The organism is Curtobacterium sp. AC273, assembly GCF_979253735.1.
Map to the genome: position 1 here is coordinate 104555 of NZ_CEEDDU010000003.1, position 16539 is coordinate 121093.

At 71.0% G+C, this 16539-nt stretch carries 11 protein-coding genes and 5 pseudogenes; all 16 read right to left on the reverse strand.

What is annotated here, in order from left to right:
• Positions 1-80: 80 nt before the first annotated feature.
• The gene (locus ACZ8AI_RS05165; protein WP_464857036.1) at positions 81-368 is read right to left on the reverse strand and encodes a YggT family protein; all 288 of its coding nucleotides are present in this window, start codon (positions 366-368) and stop codon (positions 81-83) included.
• A gap of 102 nt (positions 369-470) precedes the next feature.
• Positions 471-1047, reverse strand: a pseudogene (locus tag ACZ8AI_RS05170) (cell division protein SepF).
• 43 nt (positions 1048-1090) lie between these two features.
• Positions 1091-1817, reverse strand: a pseudogene (locus ACZ8AI_RS05175) (YggS family pyridoxal phosphate-dependent enzyme).
• Positions 1818-1825: 8 nt separating this feature from the next.
• A complete protein-coding gene (gene ftsZ / locus ACZ8AI_RS05180) occupies positions 1826-2995 on the reverse strand; it encodes a cell division protein FtsZ (RefSeq protein ID WP_464857038.1) in 1170 nt (389 codons plus the stop codon).
• A 137-nt stretch (positions 2996-3132) separates the two neighbouring features.
• Entirely contained in the window at positions 3133-4380 is a 1248-nt protein-coding gene (locus ACZ8AI_RS05185; protein WP_464857040.1) for a cell division protein FtsQ/DivIB, read from the reverse strand.
• Complete coding sequence (locus tag ACZ8AI_RS05190) at positions 4377-5717, reverse strand: UDP-N-acetylmuramate--L-alanine ligase (protein ID WP_464857206.1); 1341 nt, start codon at positions 5715-5717, stop codon at positions 4377-4379. Before ACZ8AI_RS05190 ends, ACZ8AI_RS05185 begins: the two co-directional genes overlap by 4 nt.
• Positions 5718-5794: 77 nt before the next feature.
• A pseudogene (gene murG / locus ACZ8AI_RS05195) lies at positions 5795-6920 on the reverse strand (undecaprenyldiphospho-muramoylpentapeptide beta-N-acetylglucosaminyltransferase).
• Positions 6917-8194 (reverse strand): putative lipid II flippase FtsW, encoded by a 1278-nt coding sequence (gene ftsW, locus ACZ8AI_RS05200; protein ID WP_464857042.1) that lies wholly within the window; start codon positions 8192-8194, stop codon positions 6917-6919. The pseudogene murG and the gene ftsW overlap by 4 nt, the downstream one beginning before the upstream one ends.
• Entirely contained in the window at positions 8163-9686 is a 1524-nt protein-coding gene (gene murD, locus ACZ8AI_RS05205) for a UDP-N-acetylmuramoyl-L-alanine--D-glutamate ligase (RefSeq protein WP_464857044.1), read from the reverse strand. Before murD ends, ftsW begins: the two co-directional genes overlap by 32 nt.
• Positions 9679-10782 carry a phospho-N-acetylmuramoyl-pentapeptide-transferase gene (gene mraY / locus ACZ8AI_RS05210; protein WP_071292815.1) on the reverse strand — a complete coding sequence of 368 codons (1104 nt, stop codon included), beginning with the start codon at positions 10780-10782 and terminating at the stop codon, positions 9679-9681. Before mraY ends, murD begins: the two co-directional genes overlap by 8 nt.
• Positions 10783-10893: 111 nt before the next feature.
• Positions 10894-11280, reverse strand: a pseudogene (locus tag ACZ8AI_RS05215) (glutamate ligase domain-containing protein); the annotation flags it as partial.
• Positions 11281-11311: 31 nt separating this feature from the next.
• Complete coding sequence (locus tag ACZ8AI_RS05220) at positions 11312-12286, reverse strand: Mur ligase family protein (RefSeq protein ID WP_464857046.1); 975 nt, start codon at positions 12284-12286, stop codon at positions 11312-11314.
• A pseudogene (locus ACZ8AI_RS05225) lies at positions 12283-13930 on the reverse strand (Mur ligase family protein). Before ACZ8AI_RS05225 ends, ACZ8AI_RS05220 begins: the two are co-directional and overlap by 4 nt.
• A gap of 58 nt (positions 13931-13988) precedes the next feature.
• Entirely contained in the window at positions 13989-14996 is a 1008-nt protein-coding gene (locus ACZ8AI_RS05230; RefSeq protein WP_464857048.1) for a penicillin-binding transpeptidase domain-containing protein, read from the reverse strand.
• A 93-nt stretch (positions 14997-15089) separates the two neighbouring features.
• Positions 15090-15716 carry a hypothetical protein gene (locus tag ACZ8AI_RS05235; RefSeq protein WP_464857050.1) on the reverse strand — a complete coding sequence of 209 codons (627 nt, stop codon included), beginning with the start codon at positions 15714-15716 and terminating at the stop codon, positions 15090-15092.
• A 72-nt stretch (positions 15717-15788) separates the two neighbouring features.
• Positions 15789-16538, reverse strand: a complete 750-nt coding sequence (gene ftsL / locus ACZ8AI_RS05240) for a cell division protein FtsL (RefSeq protein ID WP_464857052.1) — start codon at positions 16536-16538, stop codon at positions 15789-15791.
• Position 16539: the final 1 nt, after the last annotated feature.

The window sequence follows — 16539 nt, forward strand, 5'->3', positions numbered from 1 at the left end:
GATCCCGACCACCGTACACCGACGGCGCCCGAGAACCGTGACCATGACGTGCGCGTGGCGCGTGTCGCGGTCGGGCTGGGCTAGATGAACGCTCGGGTGATGGTCATCGCGATGATGACCACGAGCATGACGATCGTCCACCCGAAGTCGAGCGCATCGGCCCCATCCGCAGCGGCGGGAGCGCCTTGCGGACGGTGGCGGATCGGCGGATCGGTCAGGGTGTAGACGACCTCGGAGACCACGAGGAAGTCCCCGCGGGGCCGCCAGGAACGGTTGTACGCCTGCACGATGTCGAGCGCGAACCGTCCCCACATCACGAAGAAGTAGAGCAGGAGGAGGAAGTACAGGATCGTGAAGATCGCGGACACGATGGGGCTCGCTCGGCTCGGGTGGGCGTCGTCACGTGACGTCGCTCACGGGGCGGGTGGGCCTCGATGGGCTCGGGCCCGAGGGACTCGGGCCCGAGGGACTCAGGACTGGGCGAAGAAGGACGCCTCGATGTCGGACTCTACCTCAGGCGCCTCACCGCTCACTGCGACGTGGGCCGGGGAGAGCAGGAAGACCTTGTTCGTGACGCGCTCGATCTTGCCGTACAGGCCGAGCGACAGCCCGGAGGCGAAGTCGATCATGTGGCGGGCGTCGGCCTCGGTCATCTGCGAGAGGTTGATGATGACGGGGATGCCGTCGCGGAAGCTCTCGGCGATGGACTGGGCGTCCTTGTACTCGCGGGGGTGGACGGTGAGGATCTCGTTCATTTCCTGGACCGGTGCTGCCTTTCTGTGCGGTCGTGTGCGAGCGGCGGAGCGGGGTCACCTGGGCGCCGCGCTGGTGGGTGTGCGTCTTGGTCTCGGGGCGGCGGGCGCCACCGGTGCTGCGACGGGCGCGGGGGCCTCCTGCGCGACCGGTGCGGCCGCGGGGCCTGGGCCGGCGCGGCCTGCTGACGGGACGACTGCGCGCGCGCAGGCCTTGCGGCTGCTCGTCCTCGTACTCGAGTTCCTCGTCGGCGAGGCCGAGGTAGACCATCGTCTTCTTCAGCGGGTTGGCCATGGTTCCTCCGGGGTTCGTGCTCGTGGATGCCCTTGGGACGAGGCTAGGGCGCGACCGGGCGATTTCCCGTGATTGCGGTGCCGATCCGGAGGTGTGTCGCGCCCTCGAGCACGGCCTCGGCGTAGTCGCCGCTCATCCCGGCCGAGATGTCCGTGGCACCGGGCGCGAGGGACACCACGCGCGACGAGATCGACCGCAGTCGGGCGAACGCGGCCCGGGGCTCCTCGTCGAGCGGTGCGACGGCCATCACGCCGCGCAGCCGGACCGTGCCGGTCGCCAGCACCCGCTCGGCCATGGCCTCGACGGCGTCGGGCTGGACGCCGCCGCGACCGGGGTCGTCGGTGAGGTTGACCTGCACGAAGCCGTCGATCACCGGTGGTTCCGGTTCGGCCTCGGTCGGGGCGAACGCGTCGACGACGGAGTCGCGGTCGAGCGACTGCACCACGTGCGCGTAGCGGCGCACCTGCCGCGCCTTCTTCGAACTGCAGCTGCCCGACGAAGTGCCAGGTCAGCGGCAGGTCGGCGAGTTCGGCGGCCTTCGCCTGGGCCTCCTGGTGCCGGTTCTCCCCCACGTCGGTGACGCCCAGGGCGGAGAGGTCCTGCACGAGCGACGCCGGGTGGTACTTCGTGACGACGACGAGCGTCAGCTCGTCAGCCGACCGCCCTGCGGCGCGCGCCGCGTCGGAGATGCCGGACCTGACGGATGCGAGACGCGCCTCCAGTCCGTCGTCTGGTGACGAGGCGGACGGGAGGCGCGGGTCGGCTGCCAAGGAGCTGGTTACTTCAGGAAGTCGGGGACGTCGAGCTCGTCGTCGTCGTCGTCGAACGCCGGGTCGGCGGCGCGCTGCGCCGGCGCCGCGTGCTCCTGCGACGCCCACGACGGCGCGGACGAGTTCGAGTCCTCGATCGCCCCCGCGCCGCCGGCGGTCGCCACGGGGACGGTCGCGCCGGCCTCGGGGTCGACGTAGCTCGAGCGGCGTTCCTTCTGCTGCTGCTGCGGCTCGCCGCCGTCGAAGCCCGCGGCGATGACGGTCACGCGGACCTCGTCGCCGAGGGTGTCGTCGATGACCGCACCGAAGATGATGTTCGCCTCGGGGTGGACCGCTTCCTGCACGAGGCGGGCGGCGTCGTTGATCTCGAAGATGCCGAGGTTCGACCCGCCCTGGATCGAGAGCAGCACGCCGTGCGCACCGTCGATCGAGGCTTCGAGCAGCGGCGACGCCACGGCGAGTTCGGCCGCCTTGATCGCACGGTCGGCACCACGCGAGGAGCCGATGCCCATGAGGGCCGATCCGGCACCCTGCATGACCGACTTGACGTCGGCGAAGTCGAGGTTGATCAGACCGGGGGTCGTGATGAGGTCGGTGATGCCCTGCACGCCGGCGAGGAGCACCTGGTCGGCGGTCGCGAAGGCCTCGACCATGGAGATGCCACGGTCGCTGATCTCGAGCAGGCGGTCGTTCGGCACGACGATGAGCGTGTCGACCTCGTCCTTGAGCCCGGCGACGCCGTTCTCGGCCTGCGACTGGCGGCGCTTGCCCTCGAAGCTGAACGGCTTCGTGACGACACCGATGGTGAGCGCGCCGATCGACTTCGCGATGCGTGCGACCACGGGAGCACCACCCGTACCGGTCCCGCCGCCCTCACCCGCGGTGACGAAGACCATGTCGGCGCCCGCGAGGGCTTCCTCGATCTCCTCCGCGTGGTCCTCGGCGGCACGACGGCCGACCTCGGGGTCCGCGCCGGCGCCGAGACCACGGGTGATCTCACGGCCGACGTCGAGCTTGACGTCGGCGTCGCTCAGCAGCAGGGCCTGTGCGTCGGTGTTGATGGCGATGAACTCGACGCCGCGGAGGCCGAGCTCGATCATGCGGTTCACGGCGTTCACGCCGCCGCCGCCGACACCGACGACCTTGATGACGGCGAGGTAGTTGTGGTTCGTGGTCACGTCAGTCGGGCCTCCGGTCGAACCCTCAACCTCTACTTGAAGTTCAGGGGCAATGCTGGTAGATGTGGTGCTTGCGTCGACGCTACGGGTGCGCTCCGGGCACTGTCGCCCCGCCACGCCGCGTGTCGCACGATCCGCTACTTCTTCGCGCGGATGACGCCGTTGTCCGGCGCACTGACGTCGTACTCGACGACGACGCCGGGGTTCCGCGCCGAGTGGTCCTTCACGAGGGCGGCCAGGAGCGCCGCCTTCGCCTCGGAGTCGTCCGGGTTGCCCCACACGACCGTCGACTTGTCCTTCAGGGTGAGCGTCACGTCGTCCGCGGTGGACGCCTTCACGCTCGTCACCTGCGCCCGCACGGTGGACGGCAGGGCCAGCACGACCTCGGTCATGGTGCGGAACACCGACGACCCGAGCTTCGCGTTGCCGACGTCGGCGACGGGCATGTTCGCCGGCTGCGTCGGGGAGGACTGCACGACGATGCCCGCCGGGTCGACGAGGTCGAACGACTTGCCCGACTGCACCGCCACCACCGGGGTGCGCTCGGTGACCGTCACCACGAGGGTGTGCGGCGGCGCCTCTTCCGTGACGTAGCTCTCGATGAGCGGGAAGCCGGCGATGTCCCGCTTGATCTCCTCGAAGTCGAGGCGTGCCAGCGGCGTGCCGATCTGCTCGGAGAGTGCCTGCCGGAGCTGCGTGGCGTCGACGCGGTTCGTGCCCTTCACCTCGATGGTCTGCAGGGCCATCAGGGGCGAGAACACCGCAACCAGGATCGAGATGCCGAACGCCAGGAAGATGCTCGCGCCGGTGATCCACGCCGCACGACGGTGGCGACTGCGGCGGTGAAGCGACGGACCTCGGCACGCTCGAGGAGCCGACGCCGGCGCTTCGCCACCCGGGCCTCCCGAGCCGTCTCGGCGGCTCGACACCGGCGCCGATCGGGGTCGCGTGGTCCTGGTCGGCGTGCAGGTCCTGGAGGATCGCACCCGTCTGCGAACGCTGCACCCTGTCACTGCCGGGCGCGATGTCCGCAGCGGGGTGCGACTCGGGGTGGTCCTCGTCGGGGTGTACTCCCGCAGCCGGTCCTTCACCGTCGAGAAGCCGGCGCCGAGCCGGCGGCCAGCCGCGCCGGCGAAGGCGCCCGCGCGGTCGCGCGCCGACGGACCGGAGTCGTCGGCGGTGCCGTCGGTGGTGGTCGGGGTCGCCGTCTCGTCGACGGGGTCGGCGGGGCGGGGTCGGGCCGCGCCTCCTGGCCGGTCGCGCGACGTCCCGCGCGACGGACGCCGCGGGATCAGCGGGGCACGGCGCTGCCGGGGCGCCGAGGCGTCCTCGGCGGAGGCGTCCGGCTGTGCCGGACGCTCGTCGAACCCCTCGGGACGCTTCACCGGGCGGGTGCCCCGTCGTGCTTGAGCGCGCCGATGACCTGCGGGATGATGCGGTACACGTCGCCGCAGCTCAGCGTCATGATGATGTCGCCCTCGCGCGCCACCGCTGCCGCGCGGGCGGAGGCCTCGTCCCAGTCGGGCAGGAACTCGACGCGGGACTGGTCCGCGAAGCGCTCCTGCACCAGGGCGCCGGTCACGCCGGGCTCCGGGTCCTCACGCGCGCCGTAGACGTCGAGGACGACGGTGTGGTCGGCGAGCTCCTCGTAGACCTTCGCGAAGTCGCCGGCCATCAGGCGGGTGCGGGAGTACAGGTGCGGCTGGTGGATCGCGATGATGCGACCGTCGCCGACCACGTTGCGGGCGGCCCTGAGTGCCGCGGCGACCTCGGTCGGGTGGTGCGCGTAGTCGTCGTACACCGACACGCCGCGCTCCACGCCGTGCAGCTCGAAGCGACGCTGGGTGCCGCCGAACGCCTCGATGCCGCGGATCGCGTCCGCCGGGGCGATGCCGAGTCCGGTCAGGACCGCGAAGGCGCCGACGGCGTTGACCGCGTTGTGGCGACCGGGGACGCGGACGCGAGGTGGTACGCCTCGCCGCCGGCGCGGAAGTCGACCTCGACGCCCGCCGACTCGGTGACGCCCTCGATCCGGACGTCGGCGTCGACGGCCTCGCCGAAGGTGACGACCTCGGGGGCGTCCTCCCGCTGGCGGACACCGGCGGTGACGGCCTTCGCGCCCGCGTCGTCGCTCGAGATGACGACCCGCTCGGACGCCTTCCGCGGCGAACTCGACGAAGGCCTCGGTGAAGGCCTCCTCGCTGCCGTAGTGGTCCAGGTGGTCGGCGTCGACGTTCGTGACGAGCGCCACCGCGACGTCGTAGAGCAGGAACGAGCCGTCGGACTCGTCGGCCTCGACCACGAACAGGTCGCTCGAGCCCGGGGCTGAGCTGGTGCCGAGCGACTGGATGACGCCGCCGTTGACGAAGCTCGGGTCGAGGCCGAGCTCGACCATCGCGGTGACGATCATGCCGGTCGACGTGGTCTTGCCGTGCGCGCCGGCGACCGCGACCAGGCGGTGCTCGGCGATGAGGGCCGCGAGGGCCTGCGACCGGTGCAGGACCGGCAGGCCGCGGCGCTGCGCCTCGAGGAGTTCGGGGTTGTCCGGCCAGAGCGCACTCGTGACGACGATGGTGTCGGCCTCGCCGACGTTCGCGGCGTCGTGGCCGATGTGCACGTCGGCCCCGAGCTCGCGCATCGTGCCCGTGGTGGCGGTCTCGCGGGAGTCGCTGCCCGTCACGCGGTGACCCGCGGCGAGGAACATCCGCGCGATGCCGCTCATGCCGGAGCCGCCGATGCCGACGAAGTGCACCGTGCCGAGGTCGTCCGGGATCGGCTGCGTCAGGTCCGGCTTGATGGTCATGCTTCCTCCGTGGAGCCGGTGCTCGGCCCGTCGTGTCCGGCGGTGCCGGCGTTCTTCGCTGCGTCCAGCACCAGGTCGGTCATCCGGTCGGCGCCGTCGCGGTGGCCGACGCTGCCGGCGCGGACCGTCATGTCGGCGATCCTGGCGCGGTCCTGCAGGATGTCCAGGAGCTGGAACGTCACCCAGTCCCCGTCGAATTCCGCGTCCGCCACGAGGACCGCTCCCCCGGCGTCGACGACGTCCTTCGCGTTGTGGCGCTGCTCGCCGTTGCCGACAGGGTACGGCACCAGGACGCTCGGCAACCCCACGGCGGTGAGCTCGCAGACCATACCGGCACCTGGAGCGCGAGACCACGAAGTCGCTCGCCGCGTAGGCGAGGTCCATCCGGTCGCAGTACGGCAGCACGTGGTACCCGTCGAGGTCGCTCGGCCCGATGTCGGACTTCGCGCCGACGACGTGCAGCACCTGCCAGCCGGCGCCGACGATGGTCGCGGCGGCGGCGTTCACCGTGCGGTTGATGCTCCGCGCGCCGGACGACCCGCCGGTCACCAGCAGGACCGGTCGGGCGGGGTCGAGACCGAACTCGGCGAGGCCCTCGGCGCGGGAGGCACGGCGGTCGAGCGACTCGATCTCACGGCGGAGCGGCATCCCGACGACGCGGCCGTGGCGCAGGCGGGTGTTCGAGAACGTCACCCCCACGTGGCTCGTCAGGAACGCGGCGAGGCGGTTCGCCAGGCCGGGCTTGGCGTTCTGCTCGTGCACGACGATCGGCGTGCCCGTCCGGCGCGCGGCGATGTACGCCGGCGCTGCCGCGTAGCCGCCGACCCCGAGGACGACCTCGACCCGGTGCTCGCGGATGAGCTGCTCGGTGCGCTTGACCGCTCGCCAGAAGGCGCCGGGGAACCGCAGCGCGGCGGCGTTCGGCTTGCGCGGGAACGGCAGGCGCGGGATCGTCAGCAGCTCGTAGCCGCGCATCGGGACGAGCCGGGACTCCAGGCCCTCCGCGGTGCCGAGCACGAGGACCTCGGCGTCGGGCTCGCGCTCGGTCAGCCGGTCGGCGACGGCGAGCAGGGGGTTGACGTGCCCGGCGGTGCCGCCGCCGGCGAAGAGGTACGTGCTCACCGGAGTGTTCCGTTCGTGGTGGTCCGGCCCACCGGGGCCGCGCTGGGGAGGCTGTTCTTGCCGGGGAGGTCGCGCGCGAAGGACAGCACGACGCCGATCGCGACGAGCGTCATGATGAGCGCGGACCCACCGGCCGAGATGAGTGGCAGTGGGACACCGAGGACCGGCAGCAGGCCGAGGACCACGGCGATGTTGACGAGCGCCTGGCCGATGATCCACGCCAGCACGCCGCCCGTCACCGTCTTCACGAACGGGTCGTTCGACTGCCGGATGATCTTGATCATGCCGATCGCCAGCACCACGAACAGGGCGAGCACGACGACGGCGCCGACCAGGCCGAGCTCCTCGCCGATGATCGCGAAGATGTAGTCGTTGTCCGCCTCGGGCAGCCACGACCACTTCGCCTTCGAGTTGCCGAGCCCGACGCCGAACACGCCACCGGACGCCAGTGCCCACATGCCGTGGACCGGCTGCCAGCAGAGGTCCTGGTACTGGCTCGTGTCCGTGCAGCCGGACAGCCAGGCGCTGATGCGGTTCTGCCGGGAGCTCGACGCCATCGTGACGAAGGGCAGCGCCACCGCGAGGGCGACGAGGCCGAGCAGCAGGTGCTTCGCCCGGGCGCCGCCGACGAACAGTGCGCCGAAGACCAGGATGAGCATGATCATCGCCGTGCCCTGGTCACCGCCGAGGAGCACGAGGCCGATCGACCCGAGGGCGGCGATCCCGATCGGGATGTAGACCTCTTTCCAGTCGTCGAGCTTGTCGCGCTTGACGTACATGATCGCGCCGATGCCGAGCACCAGGGCGAGCTTCAGGATCTCGGACGGCTGCGCGGTGAACGAGCCGAGCTTGATCCAGTTCCGGTTGCCCTGGATCGAGTAGCCGAGCGGCGTCAGGACGACGAGCGCCTGCACGACCAGGCCGATGCCGACGATCCACATCGCCCAGCGCCGCCAGAAGCGGGCGGACAGGCGGCTCGCGATGAGCATGAGCGGGACACCGAGGACGGCGTACAGGCCCTGGCGGGACGCCGCGCCGAAGAAGTCGTGCGTCGCGGCGTACTGCTCGACGCTCGACGACGAGAGCACCATGACCACGCCGAAGACGACGAGGAAGAGCGTGACGCCGAGGATCGTGTAGAAGGTGCTCGACTCGGCGACGAAGACGTTCTTGACGGCGACGACGGCGCCGTTGGTCCGGCGGGCTGTCCCACTCGGACGCGCGTGCGCGGTGTCCGTTCTGCTACGACCGTTCGGAAGATCCGTCGTCGCCATCGGCGTTTCCTCCCAGGTGCTCGTGGACCGCCGCCGCGAATCGACGCCCCCGGTCCGCGTAGGAGCCGAACTGGTCGAACGACGCCGCAGCCGGGGCGAGGAGGACCGTGTCGCCCGGTCTCGCGACCGAAGCGGCATGCCGGACCGCCTCGGGCATGACCTGATCAGTGTCCGCTGCTTCGACCTGCAGGACGGGCACCCCGGGCGCGTGTCGCGCGAATGCCTCGACCACGGGGGTCCGGTCGGTGCCGATCACGACGACGCCGCGGACGTCCGGGCCGAAGCGCTCGACCAGTCCGTCCACGTCGACGCCCTTGAACAGGCCCTCGACGATCCAGACGACCGGGTCGAACGCGCCGAGCGACGCGGTCGCGGCGTGCGGGTTCGTCGCCTTCGAGTCGTCGATCCACGTGATGCCGTCGGCGGTCGCGACGAGCTCGGTGCGGTGGTGGTCCGCACGGAACCCCTGCACGGCCGTGCGGATCGCGCTCGGCTGCACGCCGGCCGCGCGGGCCAGGGCCGCGGCGGCGAGGACGTTCATGGTCATGTGGGGGCTGGCGAGCCCGGCCAGCTCGAGGTCGGCGACGGTGGCCAGTTCGAGCGCGCTGCTCTGCCGGTTCTCGGCGAACGCGCGGTCGCACAGGACGTCCTCGACGATGCCGACGTCGCCCGGCGCGGGGATGCCGGGGCCGAAGCCGACCGCGCGGCAGCCCTCGACGACGTCGGCTTCCTCGACCATGTGCCGGGTGACGTCGTCGGTCGTGTTGTAGACGCACGCCATCACGGTGCGCTCGTAGACCTTCGCCTTCGCGGCGCGGTACGCCTCGGCGGAGCCGTGCCACTCGAGGTGGTCGTCGGCGATGTTGAGGCAGGTGCTCGCGAGCGGCACCACCGCCCCGTCGCCGGTGGTCGGCATGTAGTGGAGCTGGTGGCTCGACAGCTCGACCACGAGGACGTCGAAGCCGTCCGGGTCGCGGACGACGTCGAGGACGGGCACGCCGATGTTGCCGCACGCCACGGCACGGAGGCCACCGGCCTCGAACATGGCGGTGGCGAGCTGCGTCGTGGTGGTCTTGCCGTTCGTGCCGGTGATCGTCACCCAGGGCGCGGCGATCGGGCCGCGCACGACCTTGTCGCGGACGCGCCAGGCGAGTTCGATGTCGCCCCACACGGTGCTGTTCGCCACCGACCAGGCGACCGTCGCGTTGTGCGGCGGCAGTCCCGGCGACACCATGACCACGTCGGGCGCCTGCCGCACGAGTGCGTCGGGCACGGTGTCGAGCGGGACCTGCACGAAGCGCGCCCCGATGACGTCGAGCAGCTCCACGCTGTCGGCTGGAGCGTCGGTCGAGTACACCGTCACGTCGCTGCCGAGTTCGACGAGGGTGTCGGCGACCGAGAAGCCGGTGGCACCGAGCCCGAGGACGGCGACGTCCAGCCCCTTCCACCCCTCGGAGTACCAGCTGTCCAGGGCGTCGAGACGATCAGCCAACGCGCGCGATCCATTCGAGGTAGAAGAGGCCGACACCGGCTGCGACGCAGAGTCCGGCGATGATCCAGAACCGGACGACGACGGTCACCTCGGCCCACCCCTTCAACTCGAAGTGGTGGTGCAGCGGACTCATCCGGAAGATGCGCTTGCCGTGGGTGATCTTGAAGTACGCCCGCTGCAGGATGACCGAACCGGTGACGATGAAGAACAGGCCGCCGATCAGGACGAGCAGCAGCTCGGTGCGGCTGAGGATGGCGAGGCCGGCCAGGGCACCGCCGAGCCCGAGCGAGCCGGTGTCGCCGAGGAAGATCTGCGCCGGGGACGTGTTGTACCAGAGGAAGCCGATCAGGCCGCCGCAGACCGCAGCGGCGACGACCGCCAGGTCGAGCGGGTTCGTCACGGTGTAGCAGGCGTGCGCGGTGTTGGCGTCGAGCCGGGCGCCGCCGCAGATCTGGTTCGACTGCCAGAAGCCGATGATGACGTACGACCCGATCGCCAGGATGCTCGATCCGGTGGCCAGGCCGTCGAGGCCGTCCGCGACGTTCACGCCGTTCGACGTCGACACGGTCAGCAGGACGATCCACGCCAGGAACAGCACGGTGCCGATGACGGTGCCGAGTGCCATGAAGTCGAGCCACGGGATGTCCCGGATCGCCGACACCATGGTGGACGCCGGCGGCTTGCCGTTCGCGGTCGGGACGACGAGGGCGATGGTCGCGAAGATCACACCGACGATGACCTGGCCGAGCACCTTGGCCCAGCCGCCGAGCCCGAGGCTCCGTTGCCGTCGCACCTTCAGGAAGTCGTCGATGAACCCGACGAACCCGAGGCCGACCATCAGGAACAGGACGAGCAGCCCGGACAGCGTGATCGAGTCACGCCCGACCAGGTGCCCGACGAAGTAGCCGAGCACCGCGCCGATGATGAGGACGATGCCGCCCATCGTCGCCGTGCCGCGCTTCGTGTGGTGCGACTGCGGGCCGTCGTCGCGGATGAACTGTCCCCAGCCGAGGCGGTGGAACAGCTTGATGAACAGCGGCGTGAGCAGCAGTGTGAACACCAGCGACACGGCGCCGGCGATCAGGAGGGCGATCATTCGGTGAGCACCTCCGAGGCGGTCGCCGAGGAATCGCAGTTCGGCGGACTTCGAGGACTTGACGAGGACGACGTCGCCGGGGCGGAGCATGTCCTGCAGTTGGTGGACGGCGTCGTCGACGTCCTCGATGAACACGGACTCGCCGTCCCACGATCCCTCGAGGGTGGCGGCCTGGTGGATCGGCATCGCCGCGCGGCCGACGACCACGAGCTGTCCGATGCCGAGACGGACGACGAGCCGGCCGATGCGGTCGTGCTCCTCGACGGAGAACTCGCCGAGCTCGGCCATCTCGCCGAGCACGGCCACGGTCCGCTCCCCCGGACGCACGATCTGCGCCAGGGTCCGCAGCGCCGCTGCGGTGGAGTCGGGGACGCGTTGTAGGCGTCGTTGATGACCGTGACGCCCTCGGGCCCGCCCTGGAGGAGCTCCATGCGCCAGCGCTCGGCGCGCGTCATCGACGCGAGGGCCTCGGCGCCGGTGGCGAGGGGCACGCCCCACAGGTGGGCCACCGTGAGCGCGGCGGACGCGTTCATGGCGTGGTGCTCACCCAGGATCGCGAGGCGCACGTCGACGTGATCCGCGCCTCCAGACAGGCTTGCGTCCGTCGGACGGTCGCCTTCGGGGCGGACGGGAGGCGCGGTGAGCGTGAAGCGGTGCCGCTGCGGTCCGTCTCGATGCCGGTGATGCGGTAGTCGGCGTCCGCCGACGTGCCGAAACCGACCACCTGGGCGGCCGTCAGGTCGCGCATCGACGGCGACCCGGTCGTCGTCGACGTTGAGGAGGCCGTCGCGGAGGCCGGTAGGTCGGTGACCATCTCGGACTTCGCGCGCTGCGTCGCCTCGATGCCGCCGAACTCGCCGGCGTGCGCGAGGCCCACCTTGAGGACGACGCCGACGTCGGGCTCGGCGATCGAGACGAGCTTGGCGATGTGGCCGACGCCGCTCGCCCCCATCTCGACGACGAGGTAGCGCGTGTCGTACGTGACCCGGAGCATCGAGATCGGTGCCCCGACGTGGTTGCTGAACGACCCCTGGGGCGCGACGGTCTCGCCGTGCTGCTCGAGGATCGTGCGGAGCATGTTCTTCGTGCTCGTCTTGCCGTTCGAGCCGGTGATGCCGACGACCCGCAGGGGCGCCGGGCGGCCGTCCGAGTCGACGCGGTCGGCGGTGCTCATCCGGACGCGCGTGACGACCTCGTGCGCGAGCGCGGCGAGGGCCTCGTAGCCGTCGGCCACGACGATCTGCGGCGCGGCGGTCTCCACGCGCTCGGGCGTGATGACGAGTGCGGCGCCGGCTTCGACCGCGGCCGCGACGAAGCGGCGGCCGTCGGTGACCTCACCGGGGAGCGCGAAGAACACACTGCCCGGACGCACGAGGCGCGAGTCGGTCTCCACCGAGCCCTCGACGACCAGGTCGCCGGGCTCGGCAACGTCCGTCGCCTGGGCGCCACCGATGAGCTCGCCGTCGACCGCGGTGGCGATCTCGGCGAGGGTCAGGGCGATCATCGGACGTCCTCGGCGGGGCCGGAGTTCGGCTCCCACCCGGCCTCGCGGAGCGCCTGACGGGCCTCGTCGCGTGCCGAGTACGGGGTGCGGACGCCCTGGATGTCGCGGTAGTCCTGGTGACCGGGGCCGGCCCAGAGGATCGAGTCGCCCTCGCCCAGCAGGCCCACGGCGGTGCGGATCGCGGCCTCGGGCGGGCTGACCTCGTGGATCTCGTGCTCCGGGTAGGCGGCGCGCGCGGCGTCGACGAGGGTCTTCCGGATGGACGCGGCGTCCTCGAAGCGGGGGTGGTGGTCGGTGACGACCAGGATGTCCGACCCGGCCGCGGCGATGCGGGCCATGTCGGCGCGCTTCGTCTTGTCGCGGTCGCCGTCGGCACCGAAGAGCATGAGGACCTTGCCCGGGGTGAACTGCCGGACGGCGGCGAGGGTGTTCTCGAAGGCGTCGGGGCTGTGCCCGAAGTCGACGTACACGCTCGGCCCACGATCACCGGAGACGCGCTCGGTGCGGCCGGGCAGGTAGCACTCGATCGCGGACACGGTGCGCTGCTGGCCGTGGTCGCCGCGATCGCCGTCCTCGTCCGCGTAGTGGCGGTGGTTGCTCTCCAGCGCGTGGGCGATGGTGCCGAGTTCGAACCCGCCCTCGACCAGCATGACGATCGCCAGGGCGGCGTTCGCGGCCATGTGCCAGCCGATCAGCGGCACACGGGTGGTGAGCTCGCGGTCCTCGGGGCCGGTCAGGCGGAACTCGGTGTACGCGGCGTGGGCCTCGACGATGTCGACGTGCCACTCGGCCTCGACGTCGGGGTGCACCGTGATGGTGGTCACCGGGATCCGGGAGTCCTGCACCACGCGGTGGCCCCAGTCCGTGTCGAGCGAGACGACGCCACGGCGGGCGTGCTCCGGCTCGAACAGCGGGAGCTTCGCGCGGTAGTACTCCTCCATGTCGGCGTAGTCGTCGAGGTGGTCGTGCGAGAGGTTCGTGAACGCCGCGACGTCGAAGACGATGCCGTCCACGCGGTGCCGGCTGAGGGCCTGGGCGCTCACCTCGACGGCGACGGCGCGGACCTCGCTCTCGCGCATCCGGGCGAGGAGCGCGTGCATCTCGCTGGCCTCGGGCGTGGTGAGCCGGCTCGTGACGCTGAGCGTGCCGATGTGGCGCTCCGCCGTCGAGCTGAGGCCGGTGACGAGCCCGAGCTGCTTGAGGATCCCCTCGAGGATGTACGAGGTGCTCGTCTTGCCGTTCGTGCCGGTGACGGCGAACAGCTGCGGCAGGTCGGTGGCCTCGTCCGGGTGGGTGCGGTAGACCCACGCCGACACGTCGCCCAGGGCCGCACGCGGGTCGTCCACGACGAGCACCGGCAGGCCGGACGGTTCGGCCAGGGCCACGCCGTCGGCGTCGGTCAGGACCGCGACGGCACCGCGCTCGGCGGCCTCGGTCGCGAACTCGCGCGCCGTGCCGGTTCGCTCCGTGCACCCCGACGAAGAGGTCACCCGGCTGCACCTCGGCGGCGCTCAGCGTCACGCCGGTGGTCTCGACGGCGTCGAGCGAGCCGACGACACGCAGACCGAACGCGTTCGCGAGTTCGGCGACGGCCCTCGGGGTGGGGTGTTCGGGTCGGAGGACCGGGGGGATCCGTGCGGACAAGTGCTCCTTCTTCCTCACCACGTGGACGGGTACAGCTTCGCCTGCGACGTGGAGGGGGCTACTCGGTACTTCTCGAGCACCTGGGACATGAGGGTTCGGAACGCCGGAGCTGCACCGGACGGAGAACTTCGTCGTCTGCGGCTTCGTGAACGTCACCGTGACAACATACTGGGGGTCCTCGGCGGGTGCCATTCCGGCCACCGAGATGATGCTGCTGACCGCCGTAGCCCTTCGACCCCTCGGCCACCTCGGCGGTACCGGTCTTCGCGGCGATGTTGTAGCCGGAGATGGGCGCCATGCCCGACAGGGTGCCGCCCTTGACGACGTTCTGCAGCATGTCGGTGACCTGCGTGGCGGCGCTCGCGGACACCACGCGCGTCGGCTGCACGTCGGGCGCGTCGATCGTCTTCCCGTCGGCCGTCTCGCACCCCTTGACGAAGTGCAGCGGGATCCGCACGCCCTGGTTCGCGATCGTCTGGAAGACGCTGGCGATCTGGACCGCCGTCGTCGAGATGCCCTGGCCGAACATCGAGTTGATGTTCGTCTGGTCGTCCCAGTTCGGGCTCGTGCCGTAGTCCATCGACGGCTGGCCCGGGTAGTCGATCGCCGACTCCGGCTGGAACAGCCCGAACTTCTTCATGTAGTCGAAGCGCTGCTGCTTGCTCAACCGCTCGCCCAGCTCGGTGATGCCGACGTTCGACGAGTTCTGCAGCACGCCGGCGAGCGTCAGGTGCTCCGTGGGGTGGAACTCGGCGTCCTTGATCGAGCCGCCCCACGGGAACGAGCGCGTGTACGGCACCGTGATCCCGTCGGTGGGACTCGACTTGCCCTGGTCGATGAGCGCGGCGGCGATGGCGGCCTTGATCGTCGACCCGGGCTCGTAGGACGCCGTGAGCGCCCGCGACCCGAAGGCACCCTTGTCGGTGGTCGCGTCGACGTCGTTCGGGTCGACCGTCGGGTAGTCGGCGACCGCGAGGAGTTCGCCCGTCTTGACGCTCGTCACCGTCGCGGTGGCGGACTCCGCCTGCAGCGTCTTCGCCGCGGACGCGATCGTCTGCCCTGCCATGTACTGCGGTCGCTGTCGATCGTGGTCTCGAGCGTGCCGCCGTCCTTGGCCTTCTTGGTCGTCACCGTGCTGCCCGGCAGCTGGACGCCGTCCTCACCGCGCTCGTACGTCTCGGAGCCGTTCGAGCCCGCGAGGCACTTGTCGTACGCCAGCTCGAGGCCGGCCTGGGCACCGTCGGTCCCCATGAAGCCGGTGAGGTTGCTCGTCGTGGCAGCGGTCGGGTAGGGACCGAGCCGACTGCTGCTCCGGGTAGAGCCAGGGGATGCTGAGGGCCCGCACCGCCTCGTAGTGCTTCACGTCGAGGCCCTTGACCAGGTACGCGAAGTCGGACTTCGGGTTCGCCGCGATGTTCTTCTTCATGGTGGCGACGTCGCCACCGGAGGCCTCGGCCAGGGCCGACAGCGCCGTGTCGACCGAGACCTCCTTCACGCGGGTCCCGCCGAGCTTGCCCTCGAACTTCTTCACGAGCCGTGGGGCGGTCGTGATGTTGTACCGGGTGACGCTGTCGGCGAGTTCGGTGCCGGATCGGTCGACGATCGAGCCGCGGGTCCCGTAGATGGTGACCGGGATGCTCCGCTTCTGCTTCGACTGCTCGTTGAGGTCGGCGGCCTGCACGACCTGGATGTCGACCAGTCGGATCACGAAGACCGCCACCAGGGCGATCACGGCGATCATCACGACGCTGTAGCGCAGTCGTCGGCTGCGGATCGTCTTCGTCACGCGGTGCGGTCCTTCCCGGGGCGGAGCGATGGAGCTGGAGCGCCCTCGGTCAGGGAGCGCCGGGCCCGCAGGTCACCGGGTGGAGGGTGCCTGGAGCGGGTTCGGGTCGGACTCTACGTCGGCCGTCGAGGATGCCCCGCCCGACGCGCTGGCGCCTGCGGTCTTCCCAGCGTCGGTCGCACCGGCGGTGCTGTCGGTCGCGGGCTTGCCGTCGGTGGCGGCCTTGCTGTCGGTCGCTGCCTTGCTGTCGGTCGCGGCCTTGCCGTCGGTGGCGGCCTTGCCGTCGCTGCCGGTCGTCGAGCCGCTCTCCTTGCTCGTCGACGTGTCGCCCTGCTGCGCAGCGAGCGGGACGTCGGCCAGCAGCGAGTTCGGCACCTGGTTCTCCGTGCTCGCGGTGGCCTGGTCGGCGACCGCCGGGGTCGGCGTGCCGTACACCCGGCCGGTGCGCGGGTCGAGGTAGACGGGCGTGGCGTTCGCGATCATCCCGAGGGCCTGGGCGTTGCGCGCCAGGTTCTGCGGGGAGTCGAGCACCCGGAGCTCCTCGGACAGCGACTGCTGCGTCCGGGAGAGGTTGGTCTGCTCCGTGCTCAGCGAGTTGAGCGTGTACGCGCCCTGGCTCAGCACCATGCTGATCCCGAGCTGCGCCAGGAGCAGGATGCCGAGCGCCGCCACCGCCACGACCGCGTAGGCGATCCGGGGACGAGCGCGGCGCTGGGCGCGGGTCGGGGTGACCTCGACGAGCTCCGGTCGGTCGTGCCGCGTGGGCCGCGGAGCGCGGGACGGGACGACGGCGGGGTCGACGAGTGCGAGGTTCGTGCTCATG